At 68.6% G+C, this 24409-nt stretch carries 19 protein-coding genes; 10 read left to right on the plus strand and 9 right to left on the minus strand.

The window, feature by feature from the left end; genetic code table 11:
• Positions 1–110 precede the first annotated feature (110 nt).
• Positions 111–605 (minus strand): DUF3016 domain-containing protein, encoded by a 495-nt coding sequence (locus HH212_RS05395; protein WP_169434432.1) that lies wholly within the window; start codon positions 603–605, stop codon positions 111–113.
• A 260-nt stretch (positions 606–865) separates the two neighbouring features.
• Here HH212_RS05395 and HH212_RS05400 point away from each other — a divergent pair, with 260 nt between their 5' ends.
• From HH212_RS05400 to HH212_RS05410, 3 genes are all read left to right on the plus strand, one after another.
• Entirely contained in the window at positions 866–2371 is a 1506-nt protein-coding gene (locus HH212_RS05400) for a response regulator (protein ID WP_169434434.1), read from the plus strand.
• Positions 2372–2507: 136 nt separating this feature from the next.
• Positions 2508–4685, plus strand: a complete 2178-nt coding sequence (locus HH212_RS05405) for a hybrid sensor histidine kinase/response regulator (protein ID WP_169434436.1) — start codon at positions 2508–2510, stop codon at positions 4683–4685.
• A gap of 40 nt (positions 4686–4725) precedes the next feature.
• On the plus strand, positions 4726–5121 hold the full coding sequence (locus tag HH212_RS05410) for a PPC domain-containing DNA-binding protein (RefSeq protein ID WP_170205282.1): 396 nt from the start codon (positions 4726–4728) through the stop codon (positions 5119–5121).
• A 31-nt stretch (positions 5122–5152) separates the two neighbouring features.
• Here HH212_RS05410 and HH212_RS05415 read toward each other — a convergent pair whose 3' ends face one another.
• The 3 genes from HH212_RS05415 to HH212_RS05425 form a co-directional block, all read right to left on the minus strand.
• Positions 5153–7105, minus strand: coding sequence for a GAF domain-containing sensor histidine kinase (locus HH212_RS05415; RefSeq protein WP_169434438.1), 1953 nt, complete (start codon positions 7103–7105; stop codon positions 5153–5155).
• Between the two features lie 128 nt (positions 7106–7233).
• Entirely contained in the window at positions 7234–7725 is a 492-nt protein-coding gene (locus HH212_RS05420; protein ID WP_169434440.1) for a hypothetical protein, read from the minus strand.
• Positions 7726–7865: 140 nt separating this feature from the next.
• Entirely contained in the window at positions 7866–8069 is a 204-nt protein-coding gene (locus tag HH212_RS05425) for a hypothetical protein (RefSeq protein ID WP_169434442.1), read from the minus strand.
• A 365-nt stretch (positions 8070–8434) separates the two neighbouring features.
• Between HH212_RS05425 and HH212_RS05430 the strand changes: the two genes are divergently transcribed.
• On the plus strand, positions 8435–8830 hold the full coding sequence (locus tag HH212_RS05430; RefSeq protein WP_169434444.1) for a hypothetical protein: 396 nt from the start codon (positions 8435–8437) through the stop codon (positions 8828–8830).
• A 55-nt stretch (positions 8831–8885) separates the two neighbouring features.
• Here HH212_RS05430 and queC read toward each other — a convergent pair whose 3' ends face one another.
• A complete protein-coding gene (queC, locus tag HH212_RS05435; RefSeq protein ID WP_169434446.1) occupies positions 8886–9599 on the minus strand; it encodes a 7-cyano-7-deazaguanine synthase QueC in 714 nt (237 codons plus the stop codon).
• An 86-nt stretch (positions 9600–9685) separates the two neighbouring features.
• Between queC and HH212_RS05440 the strand changes: the two genes are divergently transcribed.
• Positions 9686–11665: an autotransporter assembly complex protein TamA gene (locus tag HH212_RS05440; RefSeq protein WP_169434448.1), complete on the plus strand. Its 1980-nt coding sequence runs from the start codon at positions 9686–9688 to the stop codon at positions 11663–11665.
• Positions 11665–16275: a translocation/assembly module TamB domain-containing protein gene (locus HH212_RS05445; protein WP_169434449.1), complete on the plus strand. Its 4611-nt coding sequence runs from the start codon at positions 11665–11667 to the stop codon at positions 16273–16275. Before HH212_RS05440 ends, HH212_RS05445 begins: the two co-directional genes overlap by 1 nt.
• A gap of 137 nt (positions 16276–16412) precedes the next feature.
• Here HH212_RS05445 and HH212_RS05450 read toward each other — a convergent pair whose 3' ends face one another.
• A complete protein-coding gene (locus HH212_RS05450) occupies positions 16413–17306 on the minus strand; it encodes an SDR family oxidoreductase (RefSeq protein WP_169434451.1) in 894 nt (297 codons plus the stop codon).
• 95 nt (positions 17307–17401) lie between these two features.
• Between HH212_RS05450 and HH212_RS05455 the strand changes: the two genes are divergently transcribed.
• On the plus strand, positions 17402–18256 hold the full coding sequence (locus tag HH212_RS05455) for a helix-turn-helix transcriptional regulator (protein ID WP_169434452.1): 855 nt from the start codon (positions 17402–17404) through the stop codon (positions 18254–18256).
• Positions 18257–18422: 166 nt separating this feature from the next.
• On the opposite strand, the gene HH212_RS05460 is transcribed toward HH212_RS05455, so the two are convergent.
• Entirely contained in the window at positions 18423–19394 is a 972-nt protein-coding gene (locus HH212_RS05460; protein ID WP_169434454.1) for an alpha/beta hydrolase, read from the minus strand.
• Between the two features lie 149 nt (positions 19395–19543).
• Positions 19544–19714 (minus strand): hypothetical protein, encoded by a 171-nt coding sequence (locus HH212_RS05465; protein ID WP_169434456.1) that lies wholly within the window; start codon positions 19712–19714, stop codon positions 19544–19546.
• 201 nt (positions 19715–19915) lie between these two features.
• Here HH212_RS05465 and HH212_RS05470 point away from each other — a divergent pair, with 201 nt between their 5' ends.
• From HH212_RS05470 to HH212_RS05480, 3 genes are all read left to right on the plus strand, one after another.
• On the plus strand, positions 19916–20425 hold the full coding sequence (locus HH212_RS05470) for a CcdC protein domain-containing protein (RefSeq protein ID WP_169434457.1): 510 nt from the start codon (positions 19916–19918) through the stop codon (positions 20423–20425).
• Positions 20422–20934 (plus strand): CcdC protein domain-containing protein, encoded by a 513-nt coding sequence (locus HH212_RS05475; protein WP_169434459.1) that lies wholly within the window; start codon positions 20422–20424, stop codon positions 20932–20934. The genes HH212_RS05470 and HH212_RS05475 overlap by 4 nt, the downstream gene beginning before the upstream one ends.
• Before the next feature lie 101 nt (positions 20935–21035).
• Positions 21036–22022 (plus strand): DUF535 family protein, encoded by a 987-nt coding sequence (locus HH212_RS05480; protein WP_169434461.1) that lies wholly within the window; start codon positions 21036–21038, stop codon positions 22020–22022.
• Between the two features lie 16 nt (positions 22023–22038).
• On the opposite strand, the gene HH212_RS05485 is transcribed toward HH212_RS05480, so the two are convergent.
• Complete coding sequence (locus HH212_RS05485; protein ID WP_169434463.1) at positions 22039–24312, minus strand: glycoside hydrolase family 3 C-terminal domain-containing protein; 2274 nt, start codon at positions 24310–24312, stop codon at positions 22039–22041.
• Positions 24313–24409: the final 97 nt, after the last annotated feature.

The following is a 24409-nucleotide window of genomic DNA, read 5'->3' on the forward strand; positions in this document are numbered from 1 at the left end:
ATAGGTTATTACTAAAATTAGTAATATTAATGAAATATCTTATGAGAAATTAGTGATATTTTTTATCACAACACCCGAAAACGTTTCATTCATGCCGCCTGCAATCGAACTCAACGGCGCCGTGGCAAGGGCGCGATGGTCTTTTCGAACCATTCGTCGATCATCTCTTTTTCGTAGCGCAGCGGTTCGCTGTCAAAGTAGTGATGCGGCCCTTGCTGGTAGTTCATGTCGGACAGCTTGGCTTCCCCGCTCTTGATCACCTGCCCGTTCTGCTCGACGGTGTAGCGCAAGTCCATGCGCGGCCAGTCGGCGCTGCCGCTGAGCACGCGCAGGTCGCGTCCCAGGCGCGCGTTCGGAATCAGGCGCCCGGCAGGGTCGAAGTCGAGCACTTCGATGCGCAGGTCCTGGCCTTCGGGCAATGACTTGCCGAGCTTGGTGAAATGGTCGGTGACCTGGGCCAGCATGTCGTCGCGTTCCCAGGTCGCGAACGGCAGGTCGTGGAAGGTTTCGGGGTGGACATAGGTGACGGTGACCGCCGCCGAGGCGCCGCCCGCGGCCAGCGCCAGCAGCCCTGCCAGGGCGATGTCCTTCATGAACGATTTCATGGCCTGCTCCTTGATCGATTGGTTTTTCGCTTCGAATATACGCCCGTTTCCAAGGCAGCGTCCGTTTGGCAGACCTACGCAACCATGTTGCATGCGGCAGACAAGCGATCAAAAGATGGCTGACAAGAAAATAATTTCTCTAAAAACTTCTTTATTACTTGTTGTTAAGGCGAAATCCGCATACTACAATCGGTTTGCATTCATGATGCTTTTGCGCAATCTTTATCGTTTCCAGCCTCCTTTCGATACCGGATCGTCCCATGTCATTCCTGTCCCCAGCCGCGCCCAAGCTCGCTCCCTGGAAAGTCCTGCTGGTCGACGACGAGCCGGACATCCACGACGTCACCAGGCTGACGCTGGCGCGTTTCCGCCTGGACGGGCGCGCCCTGCAATTCCTGCACGCCTACAGCGGCGCCGAGGCGCGCGCGATACTGGCGCGCGAGCCGGACATCGCGCTGGTATTTTTGGACGTGGTGATGGAGCGCGAGGACAGCGGCCTGGAGGTGGCGCGCTGGATGCGCCAGGAACTGGGCAACGCCTTCACCCGCATCGTGCTGCGCACCGGCCAGCCGGGCCAGGCGCCCGAGGAGCGCGTGATCGTCGACTACGACATCAACGACTACAAGGAAAAGACCGAGCTCGACCGCACCAAGCTGTTCACCACCACCTTCGCCGCGCTGCGCGCCTACCGCGACATCATGAAGGTGGAAGAGGCGCGCCGCACCCAGCACAATTACCGCGAAGGCCTGGAGCGCGTGATCGCGGCCTCGTCGCACATCTTCCGCCAGCGTAATTTGAAGGATTTCGCCAGCGGCCTGCTGCAGCAGGTGGTGGCGCTGTTGCAGCTGGAGCAGAGCATGCTGCTGCGCGTGGCCGGCGCCAGCGTCATCGCCGGGGAAAGCCGCTACGAGATCCTGGCGCGCATCGGCGAGATGGGCGAAGCCGACATCGGTCCGCAGCTGGTGGCGCAACTGGACGAAGCGCGCCACAACCGCATCTCCAAGCTGCACGGCGACACCTACGTCGGCTATTTTCCGAATGCCAGCGGCAAAGCCTCGCTGCTGGTGCTCAAGGGCGTCGACGAGCTGTCCGAGATCGACGTCCAGCTGCTCGACGTGTTCTGCTCGGGCGTGGCGATCGCCTTCGACAACATCCTGCTCAACCAGGAAATCACCGATACCCAGGCCGAGCTGATCCTGCGCCTGGGCGACGTGGTCGAATCGCGCTCGCACGAAGCCGGCAACCACGTGCGCCGCATGGCGCAGGTGTGCCGCCTGCTGGCGCAGGAATCGGGCATGCCGGCCGACGAGACCGCGGTGCTGGTGCACGCCGCGCCGATGCACGACATCGGCAAGATCGCCACGCCGGACGCGGTGCTGCTGAAACCCGGCCGCCTCACGCCCGAGGAGTGGGAGATCATGAAGCAGCACCCGACCGTCGGGCTGCAGATCCTGGACGGCTCGCAGCGGCCGATCCTGAAGGCGGCCGCCGTGATCGCCCACCAGCACCACGAAAAGTACGACGGCAGCGGCTATCCGCAGGGCTTGTCCGGCGAACAGATCCACCCGTACGCGCGCATCGTGGCGGTGGCCGACGTGTTCGACGCCCTCACCCACGCGCGCTGCTACAAGCAAGCCTGGCCGCTGGAACAGGTGCGCGACCACCTGCGCGAAGTGGCCGGACGCCATCTCGATCCGCGCTACGTCGACATCCTGGTGAGGAATATCGACAAGGCCGAGGAGATCAACCGCCTGTGGCCGGATTGACCCTGCCGATTATTTCCGTGCCACAAGCCCGGGATTGTCCGGTAGTATGCTCGGCTTCGGGACAAGCTCCCCATGTCCACGGCCGGCAAGCCGTACCGTCCTCCTGAAGATGCGCATTCGAACCCGGCTGTTGATCGTGATCCTCGCCATTCTGCTGCCCGCCTTCGTGGCGGCGGCGCTGGCGGTCGGCTATGTCTACCTGGAAGAACGGCGCGCCCAGGAAAAGAGCGTGCACGAGGCGGTGCGCGCCTTCGCCCTGCTGGTCGACAACGAGCTGGAAACCAGCGAAGCCACGCTGCGCGCGCTGGCCAATTCGCCCTCGCTGGCCAAGGGCGACCTGGCCGAGTTCTACCGCCACGCGCAATCGCTGGCACCGTCGCGCGACACCGCGATCGTGCTGTACGACCTGAACGCGCGCCAGCTGCTCAACACCCGTGCGCCGCTGGGCAGCGCGCTGCCGGCCCAGCGTTTTTCCAACATCGGCGAGTTGATGAAACAGCACGGCGCCGACCGCACCCTGGTGTCCGACCTGTACGCGGCGCCGCTGGGCAGCCGCTACGACTACGTGATCCAGGTGCCGGTGCGCCGCGACGGCCGCATCACCCATTTCCTGAGCCTGAGCTCGAACGCTTCCAGCATGCAGGACCTGCTGGAACGGCAGGGTTTCCCGGACCAGTGGCAGGCGGTGATCGTCGACCGCGGCGGCCACATCATCGCGCGCCTGCAGGAGGCGGAAAAATTCCGCGGCCGCCTGGTGCGCGACGCCGTGCTGCGCAAGTTCGCCGCCATGCCGGACGGGATGGTGTCGGCCACCAACCTGGCCGGCATCCCGATGCACGGCTATTTCAGCACGGTGCCCGATTCCGGCTGGCGCGTGATGGTCACGATCCCGCAGGAAGAGATGCGCCGGGTGCCGCAGCGCGCCGCCGCCTTCCTGGCCGCCATCATGGCGCTGCTGCTGGTGCTGGCGGTGGCGGTGGCGCGCTGGTTCGGCCAGCGCGCGCTGGCGCCGATCGACTACCTGGCGCGCAGCGCCGAGGAGCTCGGCCAGGGCCGCGAAGTCGCCTATGCGCCGCAGCGCGTGCACGAGTTCGACGCGGTGGCGCGGCGCCTGGCCGAAGCCAGCGGCAAGATCCTGCGCGCCCAGGGCGAACTGGAACGGCGCGTGGCCGAGGCGGTGGCCGACAGCGAGCGCGCCCAGAACGCCCTGCTGCGCGGCCAGAAGCTGGAGGCGCTGGGACGCCTGACCGGCGGCATCGCGCACGAATTCAACAACCTGCTGCAGACGCTGACCACGGCGCTGCAGATGGCCTCGCTCACAGCCACGCAACCCAGGGTGCAGAGCCTGCTCGACACCTGCAAGCGCACGGTCGGGCGCGCCGCCGCGCTGACCACGCGCCTGGGTTCGTTCGGCCGGGTGCAGGACGCCAAGCTACTGACCGTCGACCCGTGCGAGCAGGTGCGCAACTCGGTGCAGCTGATGCGCGGCGTGCTGCGCCAGGACATCGACCTGCAGGTGAGCTGCGCCGCGGACGCCTGGCCGGTCACGGTCGACCCGCTGCAGTTCGACCTGGCGCTGCTGAACCTGGCCATCAACGCGCGCGACGCCATGCCGTCCGGCGGCCGCCTCGCCATCGACGTGCGCAACGTGGCGCTGGAGACGACCGCGGAGCGCGCCGGCGGCGAGTGCGTGCGGGTACGCCTGGCCGACAGCGGCGCCGGCATGCCACCCGAGGTGCTGGCGCGCGCGCTCGATCCGTTCTTTACCACCAAGGCGCCGGGCGAAGGCACCGGCCTCGGCCTGCCGCAGGCCTACGCCTTCGCCACCCAGTCGCAGGGCCACCTGGCGCTGGCCAGCAGCGTCGGCGCCGGCACCACGGTCGACATCTTCCTGCCGCGTTCGCGCCAGGCGCTGTCGCCCACGGCGGCGGCCAAGGACGGCGTTCTACCGCGCGCGGCCGGACGGGTGCTGTTCGTCGAGGACGACCCGCTGGTGCGCGAGGCGGTCCTGCCGGGCCTGGAGGAATCCGGCTTCGACGTGGTGGTGGCCGCCAGCGGCGACGAGGCACTGGCCATGATCGAGGGCGGCCTGGACGCCGACGTGGTGTTTTCCGACGTCGTCATGCCGGGCCGGGTGAGCGGCATCGACCTGGCCGCCATCCTGCACGAACGCCGCCCCGGCCTGCCAGTGGTGCTGGCCACCGGCTATACCGACCAGCGCGCCGTCGTCCCCGGTGTGCAGGTGCTGGCCAAGCCGTACGAGATCGGCCAGCTGATCGAGCTGCTGGGGTCGCTCGCGCGGGCGAATACGTAACATGGCGTCGCCATCCGACGAGAAGGAAGCTGCCATGAGTATGACCGCCCTGCCCCTGCGCATCCCTGCCGGCGCCGACCTGCGCGCCGCGCTCGCCGCCATTCCCGCCGCGTACGGCGCCGCCGCCGCCTTCGTGGTGCAGGGCATCGGCAGCCTGAGCGTGGCCCGCATCCGCTATGCCGGCGTGGCCGACCCGGCCGAACTGCGCGGCGACCTCGAACTCCTGAGCCTGGGCGGCTCGCTGGCGCCGGACGGCGTGCACCTGCACCTGGCGGTGGCGGACGCGCACGGGCGCGTGACCGGCGGCCACATGGCGCCGGGCTGCATCGTGCGCACCACCGCCGAGGTGCTGGTGGCGCTGCTGCCCGGCCACCGTTTCAGCCGCGAACACGACGCCGCGACCGGGTTCCTGGAATTGCGGGTGGACCAGGATTGAGCACGCATGCCGGCTCATGGCGGCATCCACGTCATTTCTTGGCGAGCGCCTGCGGAAAGCGCAGGTAGTACTGCAAGCCCTTGCCCGGACTGCTCTCCACCCGCAGCGAACCGCCCAGCGCCCCGGTCACGAGGTTGTACAGGATATGCGCACCGAGCCCGCTGCCGCCGTTGCCGCGCCGGGTGGTGAAGAACGGATCGAACAGTTGACCCAGGGTGTCGGCATCCATGCCGGCGCCGTCGTCGCCGTATTCGAACGCCACCATGCCGCCCTCCAGCGCCGCGCGGATGCGGATGGTTCCCGGCTGCTCCTGCGCGAAACCGTGCACCAGCGAGTTCATGACCATGTTGGTCAGCACCTGCGACAACGCGCCCGGCAGGCTGTCCAGCACCAGGTCCGGCGCGCAGTCCAGTTCCACTGCCACCGGCCGCCCTTTCAATTTCGGCTGCAGCGACAGCAGCACCTCGTTCAGGTAGGCACGCAGGTCGAAGCGGCGGATGCCGTCCGAGGACTGGTCCACCGCCACCTGCTTGAAGCTGCGCACCAGCGCCGCGGCGCGCTGGGTGTTGCTGGTCATGATCCGCAGCGACTGGTCGAGCACGTCGAAGAAGCCGTGCAGGCCCTCCTCGGTCAGGCTGCCGGCGGCCAGGTCCTCGCGCGTGAGCTTGAGCTCCTGCACCAGGTTGCTGGTGGCGGTCACGCAGATGCCCAGCGGCGTGTTGATCTCGTGGGCCACGCCGGCCACCAGCCGGCCCAGCGAGGCCAGCTTTTCCTGACGCACCAGTTCCGATTGGGCGTCGCGCAGCTGGGTCAGCGCGCGGTTGAGCTCGGCGTTGCGGTTTTCCAGGCTGTCGCGCGCCTGGCGGATGGCGCGCCCGGCCTCCATGCGCGCCAGCGCCACCGCCACGTGGCTGGCGATAAAGGCGAGCAGGTCGAGCTCGGCCTTGCCGTAGACCACGGCCGGGTCGTAGCTCTGCACCACCAGCACGCCCAGCGCCTTGTCGTCCACCAGCATCGGCGCGCCGATCCAGCTGGCGATGTCGAGGTTGCCGAGCGGTTGGTCGACCCGGCCGGCCGCCTGCAGGCGCGCGAAGCTGCCGGCGTCGTGCAGCTGCGCCTGGCGCGACCGCAGCACGTACGACACCATGCCGACCCCGAACGGAAAGCGCGTGCGCGGCGCGCCGCCGTCCTTTTCGTCGACGCAATAGGGAATCACGATCTCGCCGCTGTCCGGCTGCGCCAGCGCCACCAGGAAGTTGTTCGCTACCATCAGCTCGCCGACGATGCGGTGCACGGCGGCGGCCAGCGCATCGGTGTCGAGGGCGGCGCTGGACAGGTCGGCGATCTGGTACAGCGCACGCTGGATCTGCTCGGCGCGCCGCCGTTCGGCCACCTCGCGCGCCAGCGCGCGGGTGCGCTCCTGCACGGCGCGCTCCAGGCGGTCCATGCTCTGCAAGCCCTGCAGCGCGTTCGACACGTGGTTGGCGATCAGCGAAAACAGCGCCTGGTCTTCCGCGCTGTAGGTGTGCTGCGCCAGGTGGCTCTGGATCACGATCGCGCCCAGCACCTCGTGGCGGTGGTCCAGCAGCGGGCAGCCCATCCAGTGCTCGGGCACGCTGCCGCGGCCCAGGCCGACGCCATCCTTGCGGGCACGCAGCTCATCGCCGGTAATCACCAGCGCGCGGCGGTTCAGCATGACCCAGGCGGTGGGCGACTGGTCGGGCGAGGCCAGCACGATGCGCTGGTCGGGGTCGGGGCCGGCGTCGACGCTGTCGACGAAGTACACGAAGCGCACGCTGCCGTCCTCGCGGTCGGCCAGCGTCACGTAGAAATTCTCAGCGTACATGATGCGCCCCAGCGCCCGGTGCACGGCGCCGACGAAGTCGACGATGTCGGTGCAGCTGGCGGACAATTGTCCGATCTCGAGCAGCATCGATTGCACCGCTTCCAGGCGCACCAGCCGCGTTTCCCTCACACCTTCCATGCCATCCCCTCGCGCATTCTATAATTCCACAAGGAAATATTAGCAGTTCGCAAGGAGAAGGGGAAAACGATCCGGACCGCGGCGGTCCGGCTGTAGCGCCGATGTGACGGCGCTACCCGAACAAACGTTCAGCGCGGCGCGCGGAAATCGTTTTCGACCCAGGCGGCGGCCGACGACGGCGACAGTTTGAAGCCCGGTTCGACGCGCGCCTGCGCCACTTGCTCTCCCATCTCGTCGATGGCGGTGAGGATGGCGTACGGATTGTCCTCTTCCGGCACGATGTCGAGCGTGACCTTCAATTCGCCGTCCGCGGTCGAAACCGTGGTGTGCTTGTGCAGCATCGCGTGGCGCTGCTGCTCGTGGCGGCGGATGACTTCGGACGCGGTCTTCACCAGCGTATGAAAGGCGCTGACGTCGAGCGGCTTCGGGTTCTTCTTGTCGCGCCCCATGGTCCAGGGGCCGACCAGGGCCGGTTCCGGCTCGCCGTCCTTGTACATGGCGACGGCCCAGCCGTCGTCGTCCTCGTTCTTGATCACGCGCGCGGTCCAGCCGTTGTCCTGCCACAGGCGCGCTTCCTGGACCGGGGCGTCTTCGTCGCGGTCGCTGACTTCTTGGTTCATGGGTGTTCTCGATCTGGCGGGCTGTGCCCGAAAGCCAGATCATAGGCAATCCCGGCGCATCCAACAAGCGCCGTCCGCTTGGACGGCGAGAGCGACGCCGGAGCGCGGCGCGGCGCTCCGGCGGCGTAGCGGAAGGCCTGCTAGATGCGCAGGCCGGGCAGCGGCGGCGGCTCGATCGGCGGTCCGGGCAGTTCGGCGCGCGGATCGATGTCCGGCATGGGGATGACTTGCCGGCTGAACGGCGTGATGATGATTGGCGGAATGGCCGGAGGGGCCGACGGCGGATTCTTGTGATCCCACTTGCCGGCCCATGCGGTCGCGATCGTACTGTGAGCGAATTGCATAGTGTCCTCCTGCGACAGAGCAGGCTGTCAGTATAGGCAGCGATTCCAGCATTGCAAGGAGCGATTGCCGGCCACGCCAGCCGGCACCGCGCTTGTTCCCGCGCAGCCCATCGCCGTTTACAGCCCGTCCGGCGCCGCCGATTTGCAGCCTGTCGCAGGCCGCTGGAGTGCCCTGCCCTACCCCACTACAGTGCGCCCATCCCATCAGAGCACCTCGAAAAACCTACTGCGCGTTGCCAGGACAGCTTGCGATGCTCGCTGTACTACTCGTACAGCTGCGCTTCTCAGCTGCCCTGGCTGCCGCTCGCGACAGTTTTTCGAGGTGCCCATCAGGCACAGCCTGCAACCCGTCACCGGAGACCATCATGAAAAAGCGCAGCGTCGTCGTCATCCTGTTCCTGTTCGCCCTGCTGGCGTGGAGCGCCTCCTTCCACAACGGCGTGATGTTCGACATCGACGGCGACAGCGTCGACGGGCCGTTCGGCGCCCTGCTCGCCTTGCTGTTCACGGGCGGAGGCCTGTTACTGGCCGGCTTCGTCATCCTGCTGGTGGGCGGCCTCCTGGCGCTGGTGTTCGCCGGCGTCGGCGTGCTGTGCGTGGGGGGATTCGGCGTCGGCGCGCTGGCCTTGGTGGCGGCGCTGGCCTTCGTGGCGGCGCTGGCGCTGTCGCCGCTGCTGCTGCCGCTGCTGCTGGGCGGCCTGGTGCTGGCCATGATGCACCGCTCGCGCCGCCAGCGCGTGTTGCGCGACCAGCCGGTGTGAGCACAACCGGCAGCGCGCGCCGCGCCGCCGCACGCCGCACGCGCCGCGGCGTGACTCAGGCGGCTCGGCGCTCCTGCGCAAACTGCGCATAGCCGCGTGCCCGCAGCGCACACGCCGGGCAAGTGCCGCAGCCATAACCCCAGTCGTGCGGCGCGCCGCGCTCGCCCAGGTAGCAGGTGTGGGTATCGAAGCGGATCAGGTCGACCAGCGCCTGTCCGCCGCACTGTTCCGCCAGTTCCCAGGTCTGCTTCTTGTCGATCCACATCAGCGGCGTCTCCACCTTCAAGCGCGTGGCCATGCCCAGGTTGAGCGCGACCTGCAGCGCCTTCATGGTGTCGTCGCGGCAATCCGGATAGCCGGAAAAGTCGGTCTCGCACATGCCGCCGACCAGCACGTTCAAGCCGCGCCGGTAGGCGACCGTCGCCGCCACCGTCATGAACATCAGGTTACGGCCAGGCACGAAGGTGTTCGGCAAACCGTTTTCCTGCATGGCGATTTCGACGTCGCTGGTGAGCGCCGTGTCCGAGATGCGGCCGATCAGCGACAGGTCGATCAGGTGGTCTTCGCCGAGGCGCGCATCCCACGCCGGCGACAGCGCGCGCATCTTGCTCAGCACGGTCGGGCGCACGGCCAGTTCGATCGCGTGGCGCTGGCCATAATCGAAGCCGATGGTCTCGACGCGCGCGTAACGCTCCAGCGCCCAGGCCAGGCAGGTGGTGGAATCTTGCCCACCGCTGAACAAAACCAGCGCGGTATCTGCTTGTTGCATAGTGATTTTTCCCAAAATAAACCGTCCGCCACCTCTTTTAACGATCAGTTAAGATGTCGGCGATATTTGTACTGACATGGAGTGATATGTTTTCCGCGCGACCCGACCAGACCACGGCATCGACCCCGGCGCAACCACGGATTCTGGCACAAATCGTGCTGGCCGTGAACGCGCTGTGCCTGGCCCAAGGCGCGCTCGCGCAGGCGGTGGTGGCGCCCACGCCGCCTTCGGCCCAGGACGCCAAGCCGGAACCGGTGCCGCAGGCGCTGCCGCCGTCGGGCCAGCCGGTGACGCAGGAAAACGTGTCGGATGCGCCGCCGCGCGCCGTCAACTACACGGTACGCATCGATGCGCCGCGCAACCTGCGCGGGCTGCTGGAAGACAACCTCGACCTGATGCGCTGGCGTGGCAACCCGCGCCTCGACCTGGAGCAGCTGCAGCGCCTGGTGCGCGTGGCGCCCGAGCAGGTCAAGACCCTGATCGCCACCGAGGGATATTACTCGCCCAAGGTGTCGGCCGGCCTCGACACCTCCGGCGCCACGCCGGTGGCGCGCGTCATCGTCGATCCGGGCGAGCCGGTGGTGGTGGGCGACGTCGACCTCGAATTGCGCGGCTTTCCCAAGACCGACGCGGCGGCCGGCACCGCGCCGGCGCTGGACGCCGCCGCCCTGCGCAACCGCTGGACCCTGGCCGTGGGCGCGCGCTTCCGCACCGCCGACTGGGAATCGGCCAAGCGCGGCCTGCTGCGCGAAGTCACGCAGACGCGCTTCCCGCGCGCCCAGCTGCTCGATTCCAGCGCCACGGTCGATCCGGACACCCACCGCGCCCTGCTCAAGGTGGTGCTCGACAGCGGCCCGGAAATCCGGTTGGGCGAATTGCGCATCGAAGGCCTGTCGCGCTATCCGAGCAGCGTGGTGACGAACCTGAACCAGATCCGCCCCGGCGAGCAGTACAGCGAAGCCACGCTGCAGGCGCTGCAGGGCAAGCTGCAGGAAACCGGTTACTTCGCCAGCGTGGAGGTGAGCGCCGACCTGTCCTCGGTGCTGAACGAGCAGATCAGCGACCTGAACCAGACCGGCAGCGCCCAGCCGTCCACGCAGACCGGCCCGGTCACGCTGCCGGTGCTGGTGCGGGTGACGGAAAACAAGCGCAAGAACGTCTCGGTCGGCCTCGGTTACTCGACCAATACCGGCGCGCGCGCACAGGCCAACTACGGCGACCTGTTCGTGTTCGGCAAGCGCATGAAGAGCAGCCTGCTGTACGAGCAGCTGCACCAGAGCGCGCGCACCGATTTCTATTGGCCGACCACCTCGAACGGCTACAGCGACAGCGTGGGCGCCGGCTACGACCGCCAGGACGTGCGCGGCGAGGTCACGCGCACCACCAGCATCTCGGCCACGCGCGCCTGGGGTTCGCCGCTGCTGGAGCGCAGCCTGAAGCTGGAAGCGCTGACCGAACAGATCACGATCGACGACCTGCCGACCTCGCGCGTAAAAAGCGTGCCGCTGACCTTCTCGATCACCAAGCGCCGCCTGGACAGCCTGGTGGCGCCGACCACCGGCTACATCGCCAACGCCCAGATCGGCGTGGCGCCGCTGCCGGTGCTCACCGATGAAAAATTCGTGCGCGCCTATGCCCGCTTCCTGGCCTACAAACCGCTGGGGCCGAAGGGCACCCTGATCACGCGCGGCGAACTGGGCGCCGTAGGTTCCGGCAACAAGGCCGGCGTGCCCTCGACCTTCCTGTTCCGCGCCGGCGGCGACGGCTCGGTGCGCGGCTACGGCTACCAGCAACTGGGCGTGCCGGTCGGCAGCGCCATCACCGGCGCGCGCTACCTGCTCACCGCCAGCGCCGAATACGATTACTGGTTCAAGCCGCCCTACGGCGCGGCGGTGTTCTATGATGTGGGCAATGCCGCCGACCGCATCGGCGACCTGAAGCCCAAGGCCGGCTACGGCGTCGGCGCGCGCTGGCGCAGCCCGGTCGGGCCGATCAACGTCGATGTCGCCTACGGCGAGGCGGTCAAGAAAGTCCGTCTGCACTTTTCTCTGGGATTCACTTTCTGATGGACGTCGAAAACAACACCCCGGCCACGCCGCATGGCGCCAATGCGCCGGCCACCCCGCCGCAACCCCGGCAGCCGCGCCCGCGCCGCTGGCCGCGCCGCGTCGCCGCCGGCGTCGTCGTCACCGGCCTGGTACTGGGCGGCGCCTACTGGTACCTGGGCCGCGAGACCACGCTGCAGATGATCGCCCAGCGCGTGGCCAACGCCAGCGGCGGCAAGCTGACGCTCACCGGCGTGTCCGGCTCGCTGTACGGCCACATGCACATCGACCACGTGGTGTTCCGCACCGACACGCAGGTGGCCACCGCCGACAACATCGACATCGACTGGAAGCCCTGGCAATACCTGTCGCGCGGCGTCGAGATCCAGAAGCTGTACGCCGCTTCGCTGCGCATGGAAACGCTGAAGGAAAGCGAAGAAAAGTCGACCATGCCGGACAAGCTGGCGCCGCCGTTCAAGATCGCGGTGGAAGACGCGCGCCTGGCGAAAGCCGTGTTCGTCAACAAGGGCGCCGAGACGCAGATCGACAATATCCGCGCGCAGCTGCACGGCGACCAGCAGCAGTGGAAGCTGGATTACGCCAACGCGTCCACGCCATGGGGGCAGGTGGCCGCCAACGGCACCATCGCCAATGCCAAGCCGTATAAGCTGGATGCGAATGCCAGCCTGAGCCAGACGCCGGCGCAGGCACAGGCCGGCGCCCCGGCCCAGCCCGCGCAGCCTGCCCCGGCGCCCGACCAGGCCGCGCAGCAGCCGCAACCATTGAACGCCGCCACGCTGAATGCGCAGCTGAAACTGCACGCCGGCGGCGATTTGCAGCGCACCGTCATCGACGCCAGCGGCCAGGCCGCGCGCGCCCAGGGCACCGCCAACCTGGTGCTGTCGCCGTTCGCCGACATCCCGCTGCAGGCGTTCACGCTGAACGCGAAAAACATCGACCCCGGCTTCTTCAATCCCTCGCTGCCGACCGCCGACCTGAACCTGGCGGTGTCCGCGAAACTCGACCCGAACCGCGACATCGCCGGCTCGGTGAACCTGGTCAACGACGGCCCGCTCGGCACCATCGACCAGCAGCGCCTGCCGCTGCGGGCGATGCGCGGCCAGTTGGGCGGTAATTTGTCGGCGATGCGTATTTCGGACGTCCTGATCGACCTGGGCGGCGCCGGGCGCTTTACCGGCAGCGGCGCGGTCGACCGCGGCGCCGACGAGCAAGGCATCGGCACCGCGCAGTTCACGCTGCACACCGACCGCATCGACCTGAAGCAGCTCCACGGCAGCATGAAGCCGACCGCGATCGCCGGCGACCTGACCATCGCCAACGCGCGCGACACGCAGACCTTGACCGTCAACCTGGCCGACGCCGGCCTGCGCCTGGTGGCCGAAGCCGCGCTGGCGAACAATGTGCTGACGGTGCGCGATGCGCGCCTGGCGGCCGGCAAGGGCAGCGTGCGCGTCACCGGCACCGCCAACCTGCTCGACAAGAAACCGTTCAAGGCCAACGTGGTGGCCAGCCGCCTGGATCCGGCCGCCTTCGGCGATTTTCCCAAGGCCGACATCAATGCCGAGATCAACGCGTCCGGCGTGCTGGCGCCGCAATGGGACGTGGCCGCCGATTTTGCCTTGCGCCCGAGCCGCCTGTTCGACCAGGCGCTGACCGGACGCGGCAAGCTGGCCGCCGACGCCGCCCACGTGCACGGCGTGGATGCGACGCTGGCGCTGGGACAGAACAAGGTCGACCTGAACGGCGCCTTCGGCAAGCCCGGCGAAAAGCTGGCCTGGAAGCTCGACGGCCGCCAGTTGGGCGCGCTGCGCGCCGACCTGTACGGCGCCCTGCTGGCCAGCGGCGTGGTCAGCGGCACGATGCAGGCGCCGCGCACCACCTTCGACGTCGACGCGCGCGGCCTGGGTTGGGTGCCCAACCAGCGCAACAAGGACAACGGCAGCCTGCGCGCCACTGGCGAAGCCTGGCTGGCCGGACCGGACAACGCGCGCGTGGCGGAAGTAAAGGCCAAGGGCACGATGACGCGCCTGAACCCGGCCGCCTTCGGCTCGCCGCTGCCGGGCAGCATCAACGGCAGCTTCGATGCCAGCGGCCGCAGCGGCGCCAACATGGGCGGCTCGGTCGACCTGGCGCTGCAGCAGTCGACGCTGTCGAACTCGCCGCTGTGGGGCTACGCCAGGCTGACCGCCGACAAGCGCCACGTGTCGAACGCCGACGTCGACCTGCACCTGGGCGGCAACCTGGTCGCCGCCAAGGGCGCCTTCGGCAGCGGTCGCGACACGCTCAACTGGCGCATCGACGCGCCGCAGCTGGGCGCGCTCGGACCGGACTTCGGCGGCGTGCTGCGCGGCTCGGGCACGCTGTCCGGCACCATGGACACGCCGTCGCTGACGGCGGCGCTGGAGGGCCAGAACCTGCGCCTGATGGGCGTGCACAGCGTGCGCAGCCTGCGCGCCAACGCCAACCTCGGTTCCGGCCGCGGCGCCGCCGATCCGCTGGCGCTGGACGTGCAGGTGGCCGGCTACGTCGGCGCCGCGGCGCCCAAGAAAGGCGCGGACGCCACCGCCATGAGTTCGACCAGCGCCGACAACGCCACCCGCATCGACAGCGCGCGCCTGCAATCGACCGGCACGCGCGGTGCGCACACGCTGTCGGCGGCGGCGCGCGGCGACGGCTTCGATGCCGCCGTCGAAGTGCGCGGCGGCCTCAGCATGAAAGGCAATACCAGCGCCTGGAGCGGCACCATCAACACGCTGCAGAACCGCGGCCGCTACGCCTTCAACCTGGCCGCGCCGACACCGCTGCGCATCGCCGGCGCGCCCGGCAGCGGCCTGGCCGGCCTGGGCAAGCCGGAGCAGATCGCCTTCAACGGCGCGGTCGTCAAATTGCCGGCCGGTGCCATCACGGTCGATTCGCTGTCCAAGGTGGGGCCGCGCTGGACCACGCGCGGCAGCGCCACCGGCGTGCCGGTCAGCTACCTGGCGCAAGCCTCGGAATCGGTGCGCCAGAACCTGCGCGGCGACCTGGCGCTGGGCGCACAATGGGCGCTCGACCTGCGCGTGCCGACCGGTGCGCCGCCGGCGCTGGACGGCAACGTGCACGTGTTCCGCGAAAAGGGCGACCTGATCGCCGGCGACACGGTGCCGGTGGTGCTCGGCCTGCGCCAGCTCGACCTGCGCGCCGACGTCGCGGGTGGCGCCGTGCGCACCCAGCTGGCGCTGGACGGCAGCCGCGTCGGCACCGCGCGCGTGGACGCCACCGCGCAGATGATCCGCGGCCGCGTCGACAACGACAGTCCCCTGAAACTGACCGCCAGCGCCAGCCTCGGCTCGCTGGCCTGGCTGGCGCCGCTTTCCGGCCAGCCCGGCCTGGAAGTCGACGGCGCCCTCAACCTGGCCGTCAGCGGCGCCGGCACCATCGGCGCCCCGACCCTGAACGGCAGCGTCAACGGCGACCGCCTGGCGATGCGCTGGCCCGACCAGGGCATCCGCCTGCGCAACGGCCAGCTGCGCGCGACCCTGGCCGGCGACCAGCTGCAATTGCAGCGCCTGCGCTTCGAAGGCGCCAGCGGCAGCGCCACCGCCGACGGCAGCGTGCGCTTTGCCGGCGGCGAGGCCAGCATGAACCTGCGCCTAGTGGCCGACCGCCTGGAAGCGCTGTCGCGTCCGGACCGCACCCTGATCCTGAGCGGCCAGGCCAGCGTGGTGCGCGACGCCACCCGCTTCAACGTCGACGGCAAATTCCGCGCCGACCGCGCGCTGATCGAACTGGCGCCGCAAGACCGCCCCACCATTTCCGACGATGTGATCGTGCTGGGCCGCGGCGCCACGAAGCCGGCAGCGTCGAAAAAGGCGGCGGCGGTGCCGTTGACGATCGACCTGACCGCCGACCTGGGCGACGACTTCCACCTGCGCGGCATGGGCGCCGACGCGTATCTCGCCGGCGCGGTGCAGGTGCGCATCGTCGGCGACCGCCCGCCGCGCCTGACCGGCAGCGTGCGCACCGTCAGCGGCACCTACGCCGCCTACGGCCAGAAGCTGAGCATCGAGCGCGGCGTGGTCACCTTCAGCGGCGCCTACGACAACCCGTCGATCGACGTGCTGGCGGTGAGAAAACGTCCGGAAAACGAGCAGCTCAGCGAAACCAACGTCGAAGCCGGCGTGCAGGTGCGCGGCAGCGCGCTGGCGCCGGTGGCCAAGCTGGTGTCGACGCCGAACGTGCAGGACAGCGAAAAACTGTCCTGGCTGGTGCTCGGCCACGGCATGGAAGGCACCACCGGCAACGAAGCCGACGTGCTCAGCGCCGCGGCCGGCGCGCTGCTCGGCGGCAAGGGCGGCACCGGCGGCTTCCAGAGCAAGATCGCGAACAAGCTCGGCCTGGACGAAGTCGGCGTGCGCCAGGGCAGCGGCCAGACCAAGGGCCTGGAAAACACCATCGTCACGGTCGGCAAGCGCATCTCGTCGAAGCTGTACCTGAGCTTCGAGCAAGGCGCCGCCAGCGCCACCAGCCTGGTCAGCCTGCGCTACAAGATCAACCCGCGCATCACCGTGCAGCTGCAGACCGGCACCAACACCGCGCTCGATGTCCTGTATTCGTGGGCGTTTGACTGATCACAAACCGGGGTCAGAGCCCGATTTTTGGCAATTTCTTTCGATCCAGTCCGCGCTTGTGAATGGATTAGAAAACAAAATCACGGCAATGAAATTGTTGTCGATATCTTTCCAAAAATCGGGCTCTGACCCCGGTTTTAGATCGGGAAATAGCGCTCGCTATCGATATCCTCGACAAGACCGCACTGCGTGGGCGCCCAGCCCAGCAAGTCGCGTGTTTCCCGGCTCGTGCCGGCCATGTCCATGGCGGCGAAATGCGCGAACCAGCCGAAGTGCGCGGCGGCTTCCTCGCCCATCCTGGCTGCCAGCGGCAGGCCGAGGCGGCGCGCGATGACCGCGGCGATATCCCGGAACGGCACGCCCTCGTCGGCGATGGCGTGGTAATGCGCGGCGCGCGCGCCGTGCTCCAGCGCCAGGCGGAACAGGCGCGCGGCGTCCAGCCGGTGCACCGCCGCCCAGCGGTTGGCGCCCTCGCCGGCATACGCCGAGATGCCTTTTTCGCGGGCGATACCGATCAGCATCGGCACGAAGCCATGATCGCCCTCGCCGTGCACGGAAGGCGGCAGCCGCACCGTGGACGCGTGCACGCCGCGCGACGCCAGCGCGTCGGCGGTCTGTTCCGAGGCGCGCGGATAGGCGGCGCTGGCCGGCGGCGCCGCATCGTTCTCGGTCGCCAGCCGTCCCGGCGCCAGGCCGGCCAGACCCGCCGTCACCAGCAGCGGCCGCTGCGACCCTGCCAGCGCCGCGCCGAGCGCTTCGATCGCCAGCCGGTCCTGCTCGCAACTCGCGGCGAAGCGGCTGAAGTCGTGCGTAAAACCGGTATGGATGACGCCGTCGGCCGCGCTGGCGCCGCTGTGCAGGCTGGGCAGGTCGGCCAGCGATCCATGGTGGACCTCGGCCCCGGCCGCCGCCAGCGCCGCCGCGCCTTCCGGCGAGCGGGCCAGGCCGAGCACCCGGTGGCCGGCGGCCAGCAATTCCTGCACGACGGCCGAGCCGACGAATCCGGTGGCGCCGGTAACGAAAACACGCATGGGTTGCTCCTGATGGTTGAGTGAATGCGGCTACTATCGACGCGGCGCGCATCCGGGTAAAGTAGTGGCTTCATACCGGTATGAGGACTAACAGGATGCCAAGCGCCGCCGTCGACCACAATCCGCTGGGCGCCTATCTGAAGGATCGCCGCGCGCGCCTGGATGCGGCCTCCCTCGGCTACGGCGCCGCGCGCCGGCGCACGCCCGGCCTGCGCCGCGAGGAGGTGGCGCAGCGCGCCAGCATCAGCGCCACTTGGTACACCTGGCTGGAGCAAGGGCGCGGCGGCGCGCCGTCAGGCGAGGTGCTGGAACGCATCGCCGGCGCGCTGCTGCTGACGGAGGTCGAGCGCGAGCACCTGTTCCTGCTGGGACTGGGCCGCCCGCCCGAGCCGCGTTACCCGCTCGGGGCCGCGCTGTCGCCGCGCATCCAGCGCGTGCTGGATGCGCTGCCGGACAGCCCGGCCTTCGTCAAGACCCTGAACTGGGACCTGGTGGCATGGAACCGTCCCGCCGCCGCGGTGTTCGACTACCGCGACGACTTGCCGCCGGAACAGCGCAACATCCTGCGCCGCATCTTCCTCGACCCGCACAACCGCGCCCGCCAGCTCGATTGGGAAGCGGTGGCCCGTTTCGCCGTGGCCGCCTTCCGCGCCGACGTCGCGCGCGCGGGCATGCAGGACCACGCGGCGGAACTGGTGCGCGAGCTGTCGCGGAGAAGCGCCGACTTCGACGCCATGTGGCGCGGCCAGGACGTGCGCGCCTACGGCGAAGGCACCAAGCAGTTGCGCCATCCGGTGGCCGGACTGCTGGCCATGGAATATTCGTCGTTCGCCGTCGACGGCCGGCCCGACCTGTCGATGGTCGTCTACAATCCCGCCACCCCGGACGATGCGGCCAAGGTGCGCGCACTGGTCGCCGCGTCCACCACCTCGACGATGGTGCCGACATGACGACGCCTACCCTCCACTTCATGTGCGGCAAGATTGGCGATACGGTGGACGTGGCGGACCAGATGGGTTTCCCGTCCACGCGTGCAAATGGCGCAGACGTTCGTTGAACGCGTGGACGGCAAAGCCGCCTCGCCGGCCGAGTCCACACTGCGTTGTATTGTCAGCGCTACCGCTGAGCCGCCGGCAGTCCGCGCAGGAAGTCCAGGATGATGCCTGCCAGTTGCGGCGCCAGCGGCAGTGCCGGATCGGCATACGATGCGAGCTGTTTCTGCGGATCGGCCGGCACCGCCTTGAGCACATGGTTCATGCCGGGCACCAGCGCCAGCACCGCGTCCGGCCTGGCTGCCTTGAGCGCGCTCGCCTCGCCGGCGCCGACCTGGATGTCGGTGGTGCCCTGCACGATCAGCGTCGGCAACTTGAGCGCGGCCAGCTGTGCGGCCGGGTCGTACTGCATCCACGAGATCAGGTAGGGCTGGACGCTGGGGCGGTAAAAGGCGGCCAGCGCGGGCGGCACGTCCTGCGTGGTGGCGCCCTGCTCCAGTCCCGCCAGGATGCGCTCGTTGGCAGCCGCCAGGTCGGGCGGCAGCTTGCCGGCCAGTTGGGTGCGCAGGATGGCGCCGGGACGGCGGGCGACGCCGGCGACCGATACCAGCGCCGCCGCCCCGCCGCGCCGCGCCGCCACCGTCGCGATCAACGCGCCTTCGCTGTGGCCGAGCAGTACCGGCGCGGCAAAGCGCGCATCGGCTTGCAGCTTTGCCACCCAGGCCGCCGCGTCGTCGACGTAGGTATCGAAGCGCAGTGCCGCTTCGCTCGGGGCCGCGGCGCGGCTGGCACCTATGCCGCGCTTGTCGTAGCGCACCGACGCCACCCCGCCTTCGGCCAGCGCCGCAGCCAGCAGTTTGAGGCTGTCGTTGCGGCCGGCAAGGCTGTTGTTGCCATCGCGATCGGTCGGCCCGGAACCGGCGATGATCAATACCACCAGCGGCTTGGTCTTCGTATCCGGCAAGGCCAGTGTGCCGGCGATGGCGCCGCCCGCCGTGTCCAGCACGATCGCCTGCTCGCGTACTTCGGCGGCCTGGCCGGCTACCGCAACCGCCATGACCGCGGCGCCCAGCAGCCTTTGTGAAGTGGATGCCATCCGTTCTCCTCACCAATGTTTAATTAGAAATTTATCTAAATATAAATCGGCAGAAAAGATGGCGTCAATGCAAGATAGCCGATCGATGCAACATGATGGAAGACCGCACGGGATGCGTCTTCCGCCCATGCAGTGCCGTGGATGGCGGTTCAGTGCAACAGGCGTCCGACGCTCGGGTTCGGATCGGTCGGCGGCTCGTCGTTGAACGGGGTGCGGATCGGCGCCTGGTGCGGATCGGCCGGGTCGAACGGATCGGCCGGCGGCTCCTCGATGGGGGATGGGTCGGGGGCGCGGTGGGCGTGCAGAGGGAATGGCATCATCCGGATTCTCCTGGTGGCTGTGACGGACAAGATGGCAGAAAAGCCTGCGGCCGGGCATAAGGACACCGCACGACATGGTCGCCGTGGCGCGGCCGGCACAGGCCGAAATGGACCGAAAACATTACCACGGCCCGCACATCGGTGACGCCCGGCTGGATTACAATGGCAGATTCGACAGCAAGGAACCAGAAAGGAACCGTCATGTTGCCACCCCCCGTCGTTGCCGCCGTCGTGGTCCCGCTGGTCCTGTGGCGCATGTACAGCCGCATCAAGCGGCTGACGACCCGCCAGCGCTCGAAGCTGTGGCGCCACCGCACGACGCTGGTGTTCTTTCCCCTGCTGCTGGTTGCCTTGGCCATCGTCGCGCTGGGCACCTCCACGATCGCGCTGGCCGGCCTGGCGCTCGGCCTGCCGCTGGGCATCGTGCTGGGCCGCATGGCGGTGAAACGCACCCAGTTCGAGCAGCAGGGCGAGGATTTCTACTTCACGCCGTTCGCGCCGATCGGCATGCTGGTGGCCCTGCTGTTCATGGGCCGCATGGCCTGGCGCGCCTACGAATACTATGCGATGGGCTCGTTCGCGCACCAGGAATTCGTGGCCAGTCCCTTGACCCTGTTCATCTTCGGCATCCTCGCCGGCTACTACATGACCTTCGCCGTCGGCCTGCTGGCCTGGCGCCGCCGCACCGTTCCCCGATCCCTCCCGCAATGACCGTCACCACCCTCGCCCTCATCGTCCTCGTTCCCGTCCTGGTGTGGCGCATCTATTCGCGCCTCAAGACCCAGATGCAGCGCCAGCGTTCGATCATGTCGCGCCACTACACCGGCCTGCTTGTGTTCGGCGCCATGGTGCTGGTGCCGGCCGCCAGCCTCGCCGGCCAAGCCTACGCGCTGGTGGCGCTGGCCGGCGGCGCCGTGTTCGGCATCCTGCTGGGCGTGTACGGCCTGCGCCGCACCCGTTTCAGCGATACCGACGAGGGCTATTACTTCACGCCGGATCCGCGCCTGGGCGTCCTGATTGCGATGGTGCTGGTGGCGCGCGTGATCTACCTCGGCATCGAGATCTACATGAACCAGGGCAGCAACCAGCCGAACCCGCGCTTTTCCGACAGCCCGCTGACCATGTATTGCCTGGGCCTGACTGCCGGCTACTTCGCCACCTACTCGGCCGGCCTGATGCGCTGGCGCATGCAGAAGCGCAAGGAAATCGGGCGCATGTGACGGCCGTCCGGCCCGGCGTCCGCGTCGTTTGTCGCACTCCAAGGCAGCGTTCCGCATAAAGCAGATAATTGTCATCTAGACAATAATCGACGGAGCATGCGATGGTCTTCGCTTATCTCGGCCGCCATTGGTACGCCAGGCGCCACTTCCCGCTGGCGTCCTGGCTGGCCTGCGTCGCGCGCAGCGCGCGCGTGCTGCTGTTCTACCGCGCCCACCGCCAGTTGCTGGCGCTGGACATCTACCGCCGCTACCTGACGCGTGCCCACGACGACGTGTTCCACCACCTCAGCCACCGCCACTACCTGGCCAAGGGCCTGTCGCCGCGCCAGCGGCTGGAATGCGCGCGCACCCACTACCGCTTCGAGGACGCCACGTTCGACGCCGCCTACAAGCGCGCGGTCTACCTGAACGGCGGCCTGGTGCTGTGGCGCCACGGCAGCGGCGCCACGCAGTTCGTGATCGCGCTGGAGATGGCATCGCGCCTGAACGCCGAGGGCGACCTGACCTTGACCGCCAGCGCCGGCGGCAAGTGCCTGCACCGGCTGTCGTTCAGCTGGACCGGCCGTGCGTTCGCGGGACTGGCCGCGGCGCCGGCATCCGCGCCCGCGCTGGTGCCCTTCATCGCGCGCAACCAGGGCCACCGCGCCGACGCCGCCGATGCCTTCGACGCCTTCGAGCGCGCCTTTCCGCACAATTCTCCCAGCTTCTTCTGCTTCGCCGCGCTGCAGGGCATCGCCGAGGGGCTCGGCATGGCGCAGGCGGCGGCGGTCAAGGCCGAGTGGCAGAGCGCCTGCCGCCCGGCCGACCAGGCGCGCTTCACGAATGCCTACGACGGTTTCTGGCAGGCGCTGGGCGGCGTGGCCGGCGAAGGGCGCGCCTGGCTGATCGACCTGCAGCACCGCTTGAAACCGCTGTCGGAGACGCCGGCCAAGCACCGCAAGCGCGCGGCCATGCGGCGCGAACACTGGCGCGCCATCGGAGAAGCGGCGCGGGCGGTGATCGCGCATCACCTGGTGCGGCCGCATGTCGACGTCCCCGCGCACGCGGCGGAGGAAGACGGCAAACGGGTCGCGCTGCCGCTCGAATGATGGGCGCCGCTCACCCTCAACGCACGTCGACCCTGCGCGTCAAGCGGATCGCCGCCGACGATTCACCGACGCGCAACTCGACCGGCGCCGCCTCGACTTCCCACTTGCCGCGCGCGCCGTCCCAGTACGCCAGGCGCGACGCCGGCAGCGCGATGCGCACGGTGCGGCGCTCGCCCGGCTGCAGATGCACGCGCTGGAAGCCGACCAGCGCCTGGCGCGGACGCGCGACCTTCGACTGCGGCCACGCCGCATACAGCTGTACCATGCTGTCGCCCGCCACCTTGCCGGTATTGCCGACGTCGACATCGACGTCGACGCTGCCGCCCTTCGCCAGCGCCGCCGAAGCCGACGCCGCTGCCGATGCCGGTGCCCCCGGCACGCCGACGCGCAGGTTGGCGTACGTGAACGTCGTGTAGCTCAAGCCGTGCCCGAACGGGAACAGCGGCGCCTGCTTCGCGTACATGTAGGTGCGGCCGTGGCGGATGTCGTAGTCCATCATCGGCGGCAGCTGCGCCATCGAGGCCGGCCAGGTGACGGTCAATTTGCCGCCCGGGTTGTAGTCGCCGAACAGCACCTGCGCCAGCGCGCTGCCCTGGTCCTGCGACGAATGCGCCATCTGCACGATCGCCGGCACGTGCTCCTTGGACCAGTTGATGGTGTACGGGAAGCTCGACACCAGCACCATCACCGTACGCGGATTGGCGGCCAGCACCTGTTTCACCAGCGCTTCCTGCGCCAGCGCCAGGGTCTCGCGGTCGCGCCCCTCGCGGCCGTCGCCGGGATCGCTGCACGGCTTGGTGCCGGCGTCGGTCCATTCCTTGCCCATGTTCGGCCCGCAGGTCGGATCGTTGCCGACCACGACCACCGCCACGTCCGACGTGCGCGCCGCCTTCACCGCGGCGTCGCCGGCGTTGTCCGCGGCATAGTTGACCTTGACGCCGGGCCCGAGCGCCGCGCGGATGCCGTCCAGCGCCGTCACCTTGTGCGGCGGAATGCCGCCGTACCAGTCCCAGTGCACGCTGTCGGCATGCGGGCCGATCACGGCGATGCTCTTGATGCCGGCGCGCGACAGCGGCAGCGCGGCGCGCTCGTTCTTGAGCAGCACGATCGATTCCAGCGCCATTTGCAGCGACACCGCCTGGTGCGCCTCGCCCTGCCACGGTTCCTGGCCGTCCTTGATGGCGGCGTACGGGTTGTTCGCGGCCGGGTCGAGCAGGCCGAGCTTCAGGGTGACGCGGAACTTGCGCGCCAGTGCGGCGTCGAGCTCGGCCTCGGTAACCGTTCCCTCCCTGACGGCGGCGCGCAGCTCCTCCTTGTAGGTGTCGAGGTACTGGTTGATGCCGGCCTTCAGGCCCGCCACCGCGGCCGCCTTCTGGTCCGGATACCGTTTATACAGTTTGACCAGGTTGCCGATGGCGCCGCCGTCGCTGGAGACCACGTCCGCACCCCACTGCTTGATCACCAGATCGTTCAACAACGGATGCACGCCCATCGGCGTGCCGTTCCAGGCATTGTAGGCGGCCATCAGCGCGCGCGCACCGCCCTCCTGGAAGCCCATGCGGAACGGCACTGCGTAGTATTCGTGGAACAGGCGCTCGTCGAAGTCGGACGAGGAATTGCCGCGCCCGTTCTCGTTGCTGTTGGCCAGGAAGTGCTTCAACAGCGCGGCGCCGCGCCAATAATGCGGGTCGTCGCCCTGGATGCCCTGGACGAAGGCCGCCGCCATGGTCCCGACCAGGAACGGGTCTTCGCCGTACACTTCTTCGCTGCGGCCCCAGCGCGGGTCGCGCGCCAGGTCGGACTGCGGTCCCCACTGCATCAGGACCGGCTTGCCGGCCAGGCCCGGCTGGCCCGGCTTGCCGTACTTCGCGCTCTGCGAGATGTAGCGCGCTTCAAGCGATTGCACCGCGCCGGCCTGGCGCACCAGCGCCGGGTCCCAGCTGGCGCCCATGCCGGGCGGCTGCGGGAACTGCGTGGTCGTGATGCGCTGCTTCTCGTGTTCCTGGTCCCCGCGCTGGACGATGCCGTGGATGCCTTCGGTGCTGCCGAAGCTCGGGATGCCCAGGCGCGGCACGCCGGAATTGGTCGACAGCGCATCTATCTTCTCGTCCACCGTCATCAGGGACAGCATGCTGGCGATGCGCGCGGCCGGCGCCAGGCCGGTGTCGCGGAATGGATAGCCGGCTGGGGCAGTATCGGCAGCGGCGGCGGCCACACCGGCGTGGCCGGCGCACAGCAGGGCCGCCAGGGCGACGGCGCGCAAGGGCGCCACGGTTTTCGGTCGGGGCATGGAATCGTCTCCTTTTTTCTAATAATGGTGTGAATTGGTATAACATTATTCCGCTAACAAATGATTAGCGCAAACATTACATAGCGGGCGCGCAGCC

This window comes from Massilia forsythiae, assembly GCF_012849555.1.
Classification (GTDB): domain Bacteria; phylum Pseudomonadota; class Gammaproteobacteria; order Burkholderiales; family Burkholderiaceae_D; genus Telluria; species Telluria forsythiae.

Excerpts from the sequence above, each read along its gene's own strand:
- HH212_RS05395 (WP_169434432.1), bottom strand. The coding sequence starts at position 605 with ATGAAATCGTTCATGAAGGACATCGCCCTGGCAGGGCTGCTGGCGCTG.
- HH212_RS05400 (WP_169434434.1), top strand. The coding sequence starts at position 866 with ATGTCATTCCTGTCCCCAGCCGCGCCCAAGCTCGCTCCCTGGAAAGTC.
- HH212_RS05410 (WP_170205282.1), top strand. The coding sequence starts at position 4,726 with ATGACCGCCCTGCCCCTGCGCATCCCTGCCGGCGCCGACCTGCGCGCC.
- HH212_RS05415 (WP_169434438.1), bottom strand. The coding sequence starts at position 7,105 with ATGGAAGGTGTGAGGGAAACGCGGCTGGTGCGCCTGGAAGCGGTGCAA.
- HH212_RS05420 (WP_169434440.1), bottom strand. The coding sequence starts at position 7,725 with ATGAACCAAGAAGTCAGCGACCGCGACGAAGACGCCCCGGTCCAGGAA.
- HH212_RS05425 (WP_169434442.1), bottom strand. The coding sequence starts at position 8,069 with ATGCAATTCGCTCACAGTACGATCGCGACCGCATGGGCCGGCAAGTGG.
- HH212_RS05430 (WP_169434444.1), top strand. The coding sequence starts at position 8,435 with ATGAAAAAGCGCAGCGTCGTCGTCATCCTGTTCCTGTTCGCCCTGCTG.
- queC (WP_169434446.1), bottom strand. The coding sequence starts at position 9,599 with ATGCAACAAGCAGATACCGCGCTGGTTTTGTTCAGCGGTGGGCAAGAT.
- HH212_RS05440 (WP_169434448.1), top strand. The coding sequence starts at position 9,686 with ATGTTTTCCGCGCGACCCGACCAGACCACGGCATCGACCCCGGCGCAA.
- HH212_RS05445 (WP_169434449.1), top strand. The coding sequence starts at position 11,665 with ATGGACGTCGAAAACAACACCCCGGCCACGCCGCATGGCGCCAATGCG.
- HH212_RS05450 (WP_169434451.1), bottom strand. The coding sequence starts at position 17,306 with ATGCGTGTTTTCGTTACCGGCGCCACCGGATTCGTCGGCTCGGCCGTC.
- HH212_RS05455 (WP_169434452.1), top strand. The coding sequence starts at position 17,402 with ATGCCAAGCGCCGCCGTCGACCACAATCCGCTGGGCGCCTATCTGAAG.
- HH212_RS05460 (WP_169434454.1), bottom strand. The coding sequence starts at position 19,394 with ATGGCATCCACTTCACAAAGGCTGCTGGGCGCCGCGGTCATGGCGGTT.
- HH212_RS05465 (WP_169434456.1), bottom strand. The coding sequence starts at position 19,714 with ATGATGCCATTCCCTCTGCACGCCCACCGCGCCCCCGACCCATCCCCC.
- HH212_RS05470 (WP_169434457.1), top strand. The coding sequence starts at position 19,916 with ATGTTGCCACCCCCCGTCGTTGCCGCCGTCGTGGTCCCGCTGGTCCTG.
- HH212_RS05475 (WP_169434459.1), top strand. The coding sequence starts at position 20,422 with ATGACCGTCACCACCCTCGCCCTCATCGTCCTCGTTCCCGTCCTGGTG.
- HH212_RS05480 (WP_169434461.1), top strand. The coding sequence starts at position 21,036 with ATGGTCTTCGCTTATCTCGGCCGCCATTGGTACGCCAGGCGCCACTTC.
- HH212_RS05485 (WP_169434463.1), bottom strand. The coding sequence starts at position 24,312 with ATGCCCCGACCGAAAACCGTGGCGCCCTTGCGCGCCGTCGCCCTGGCG.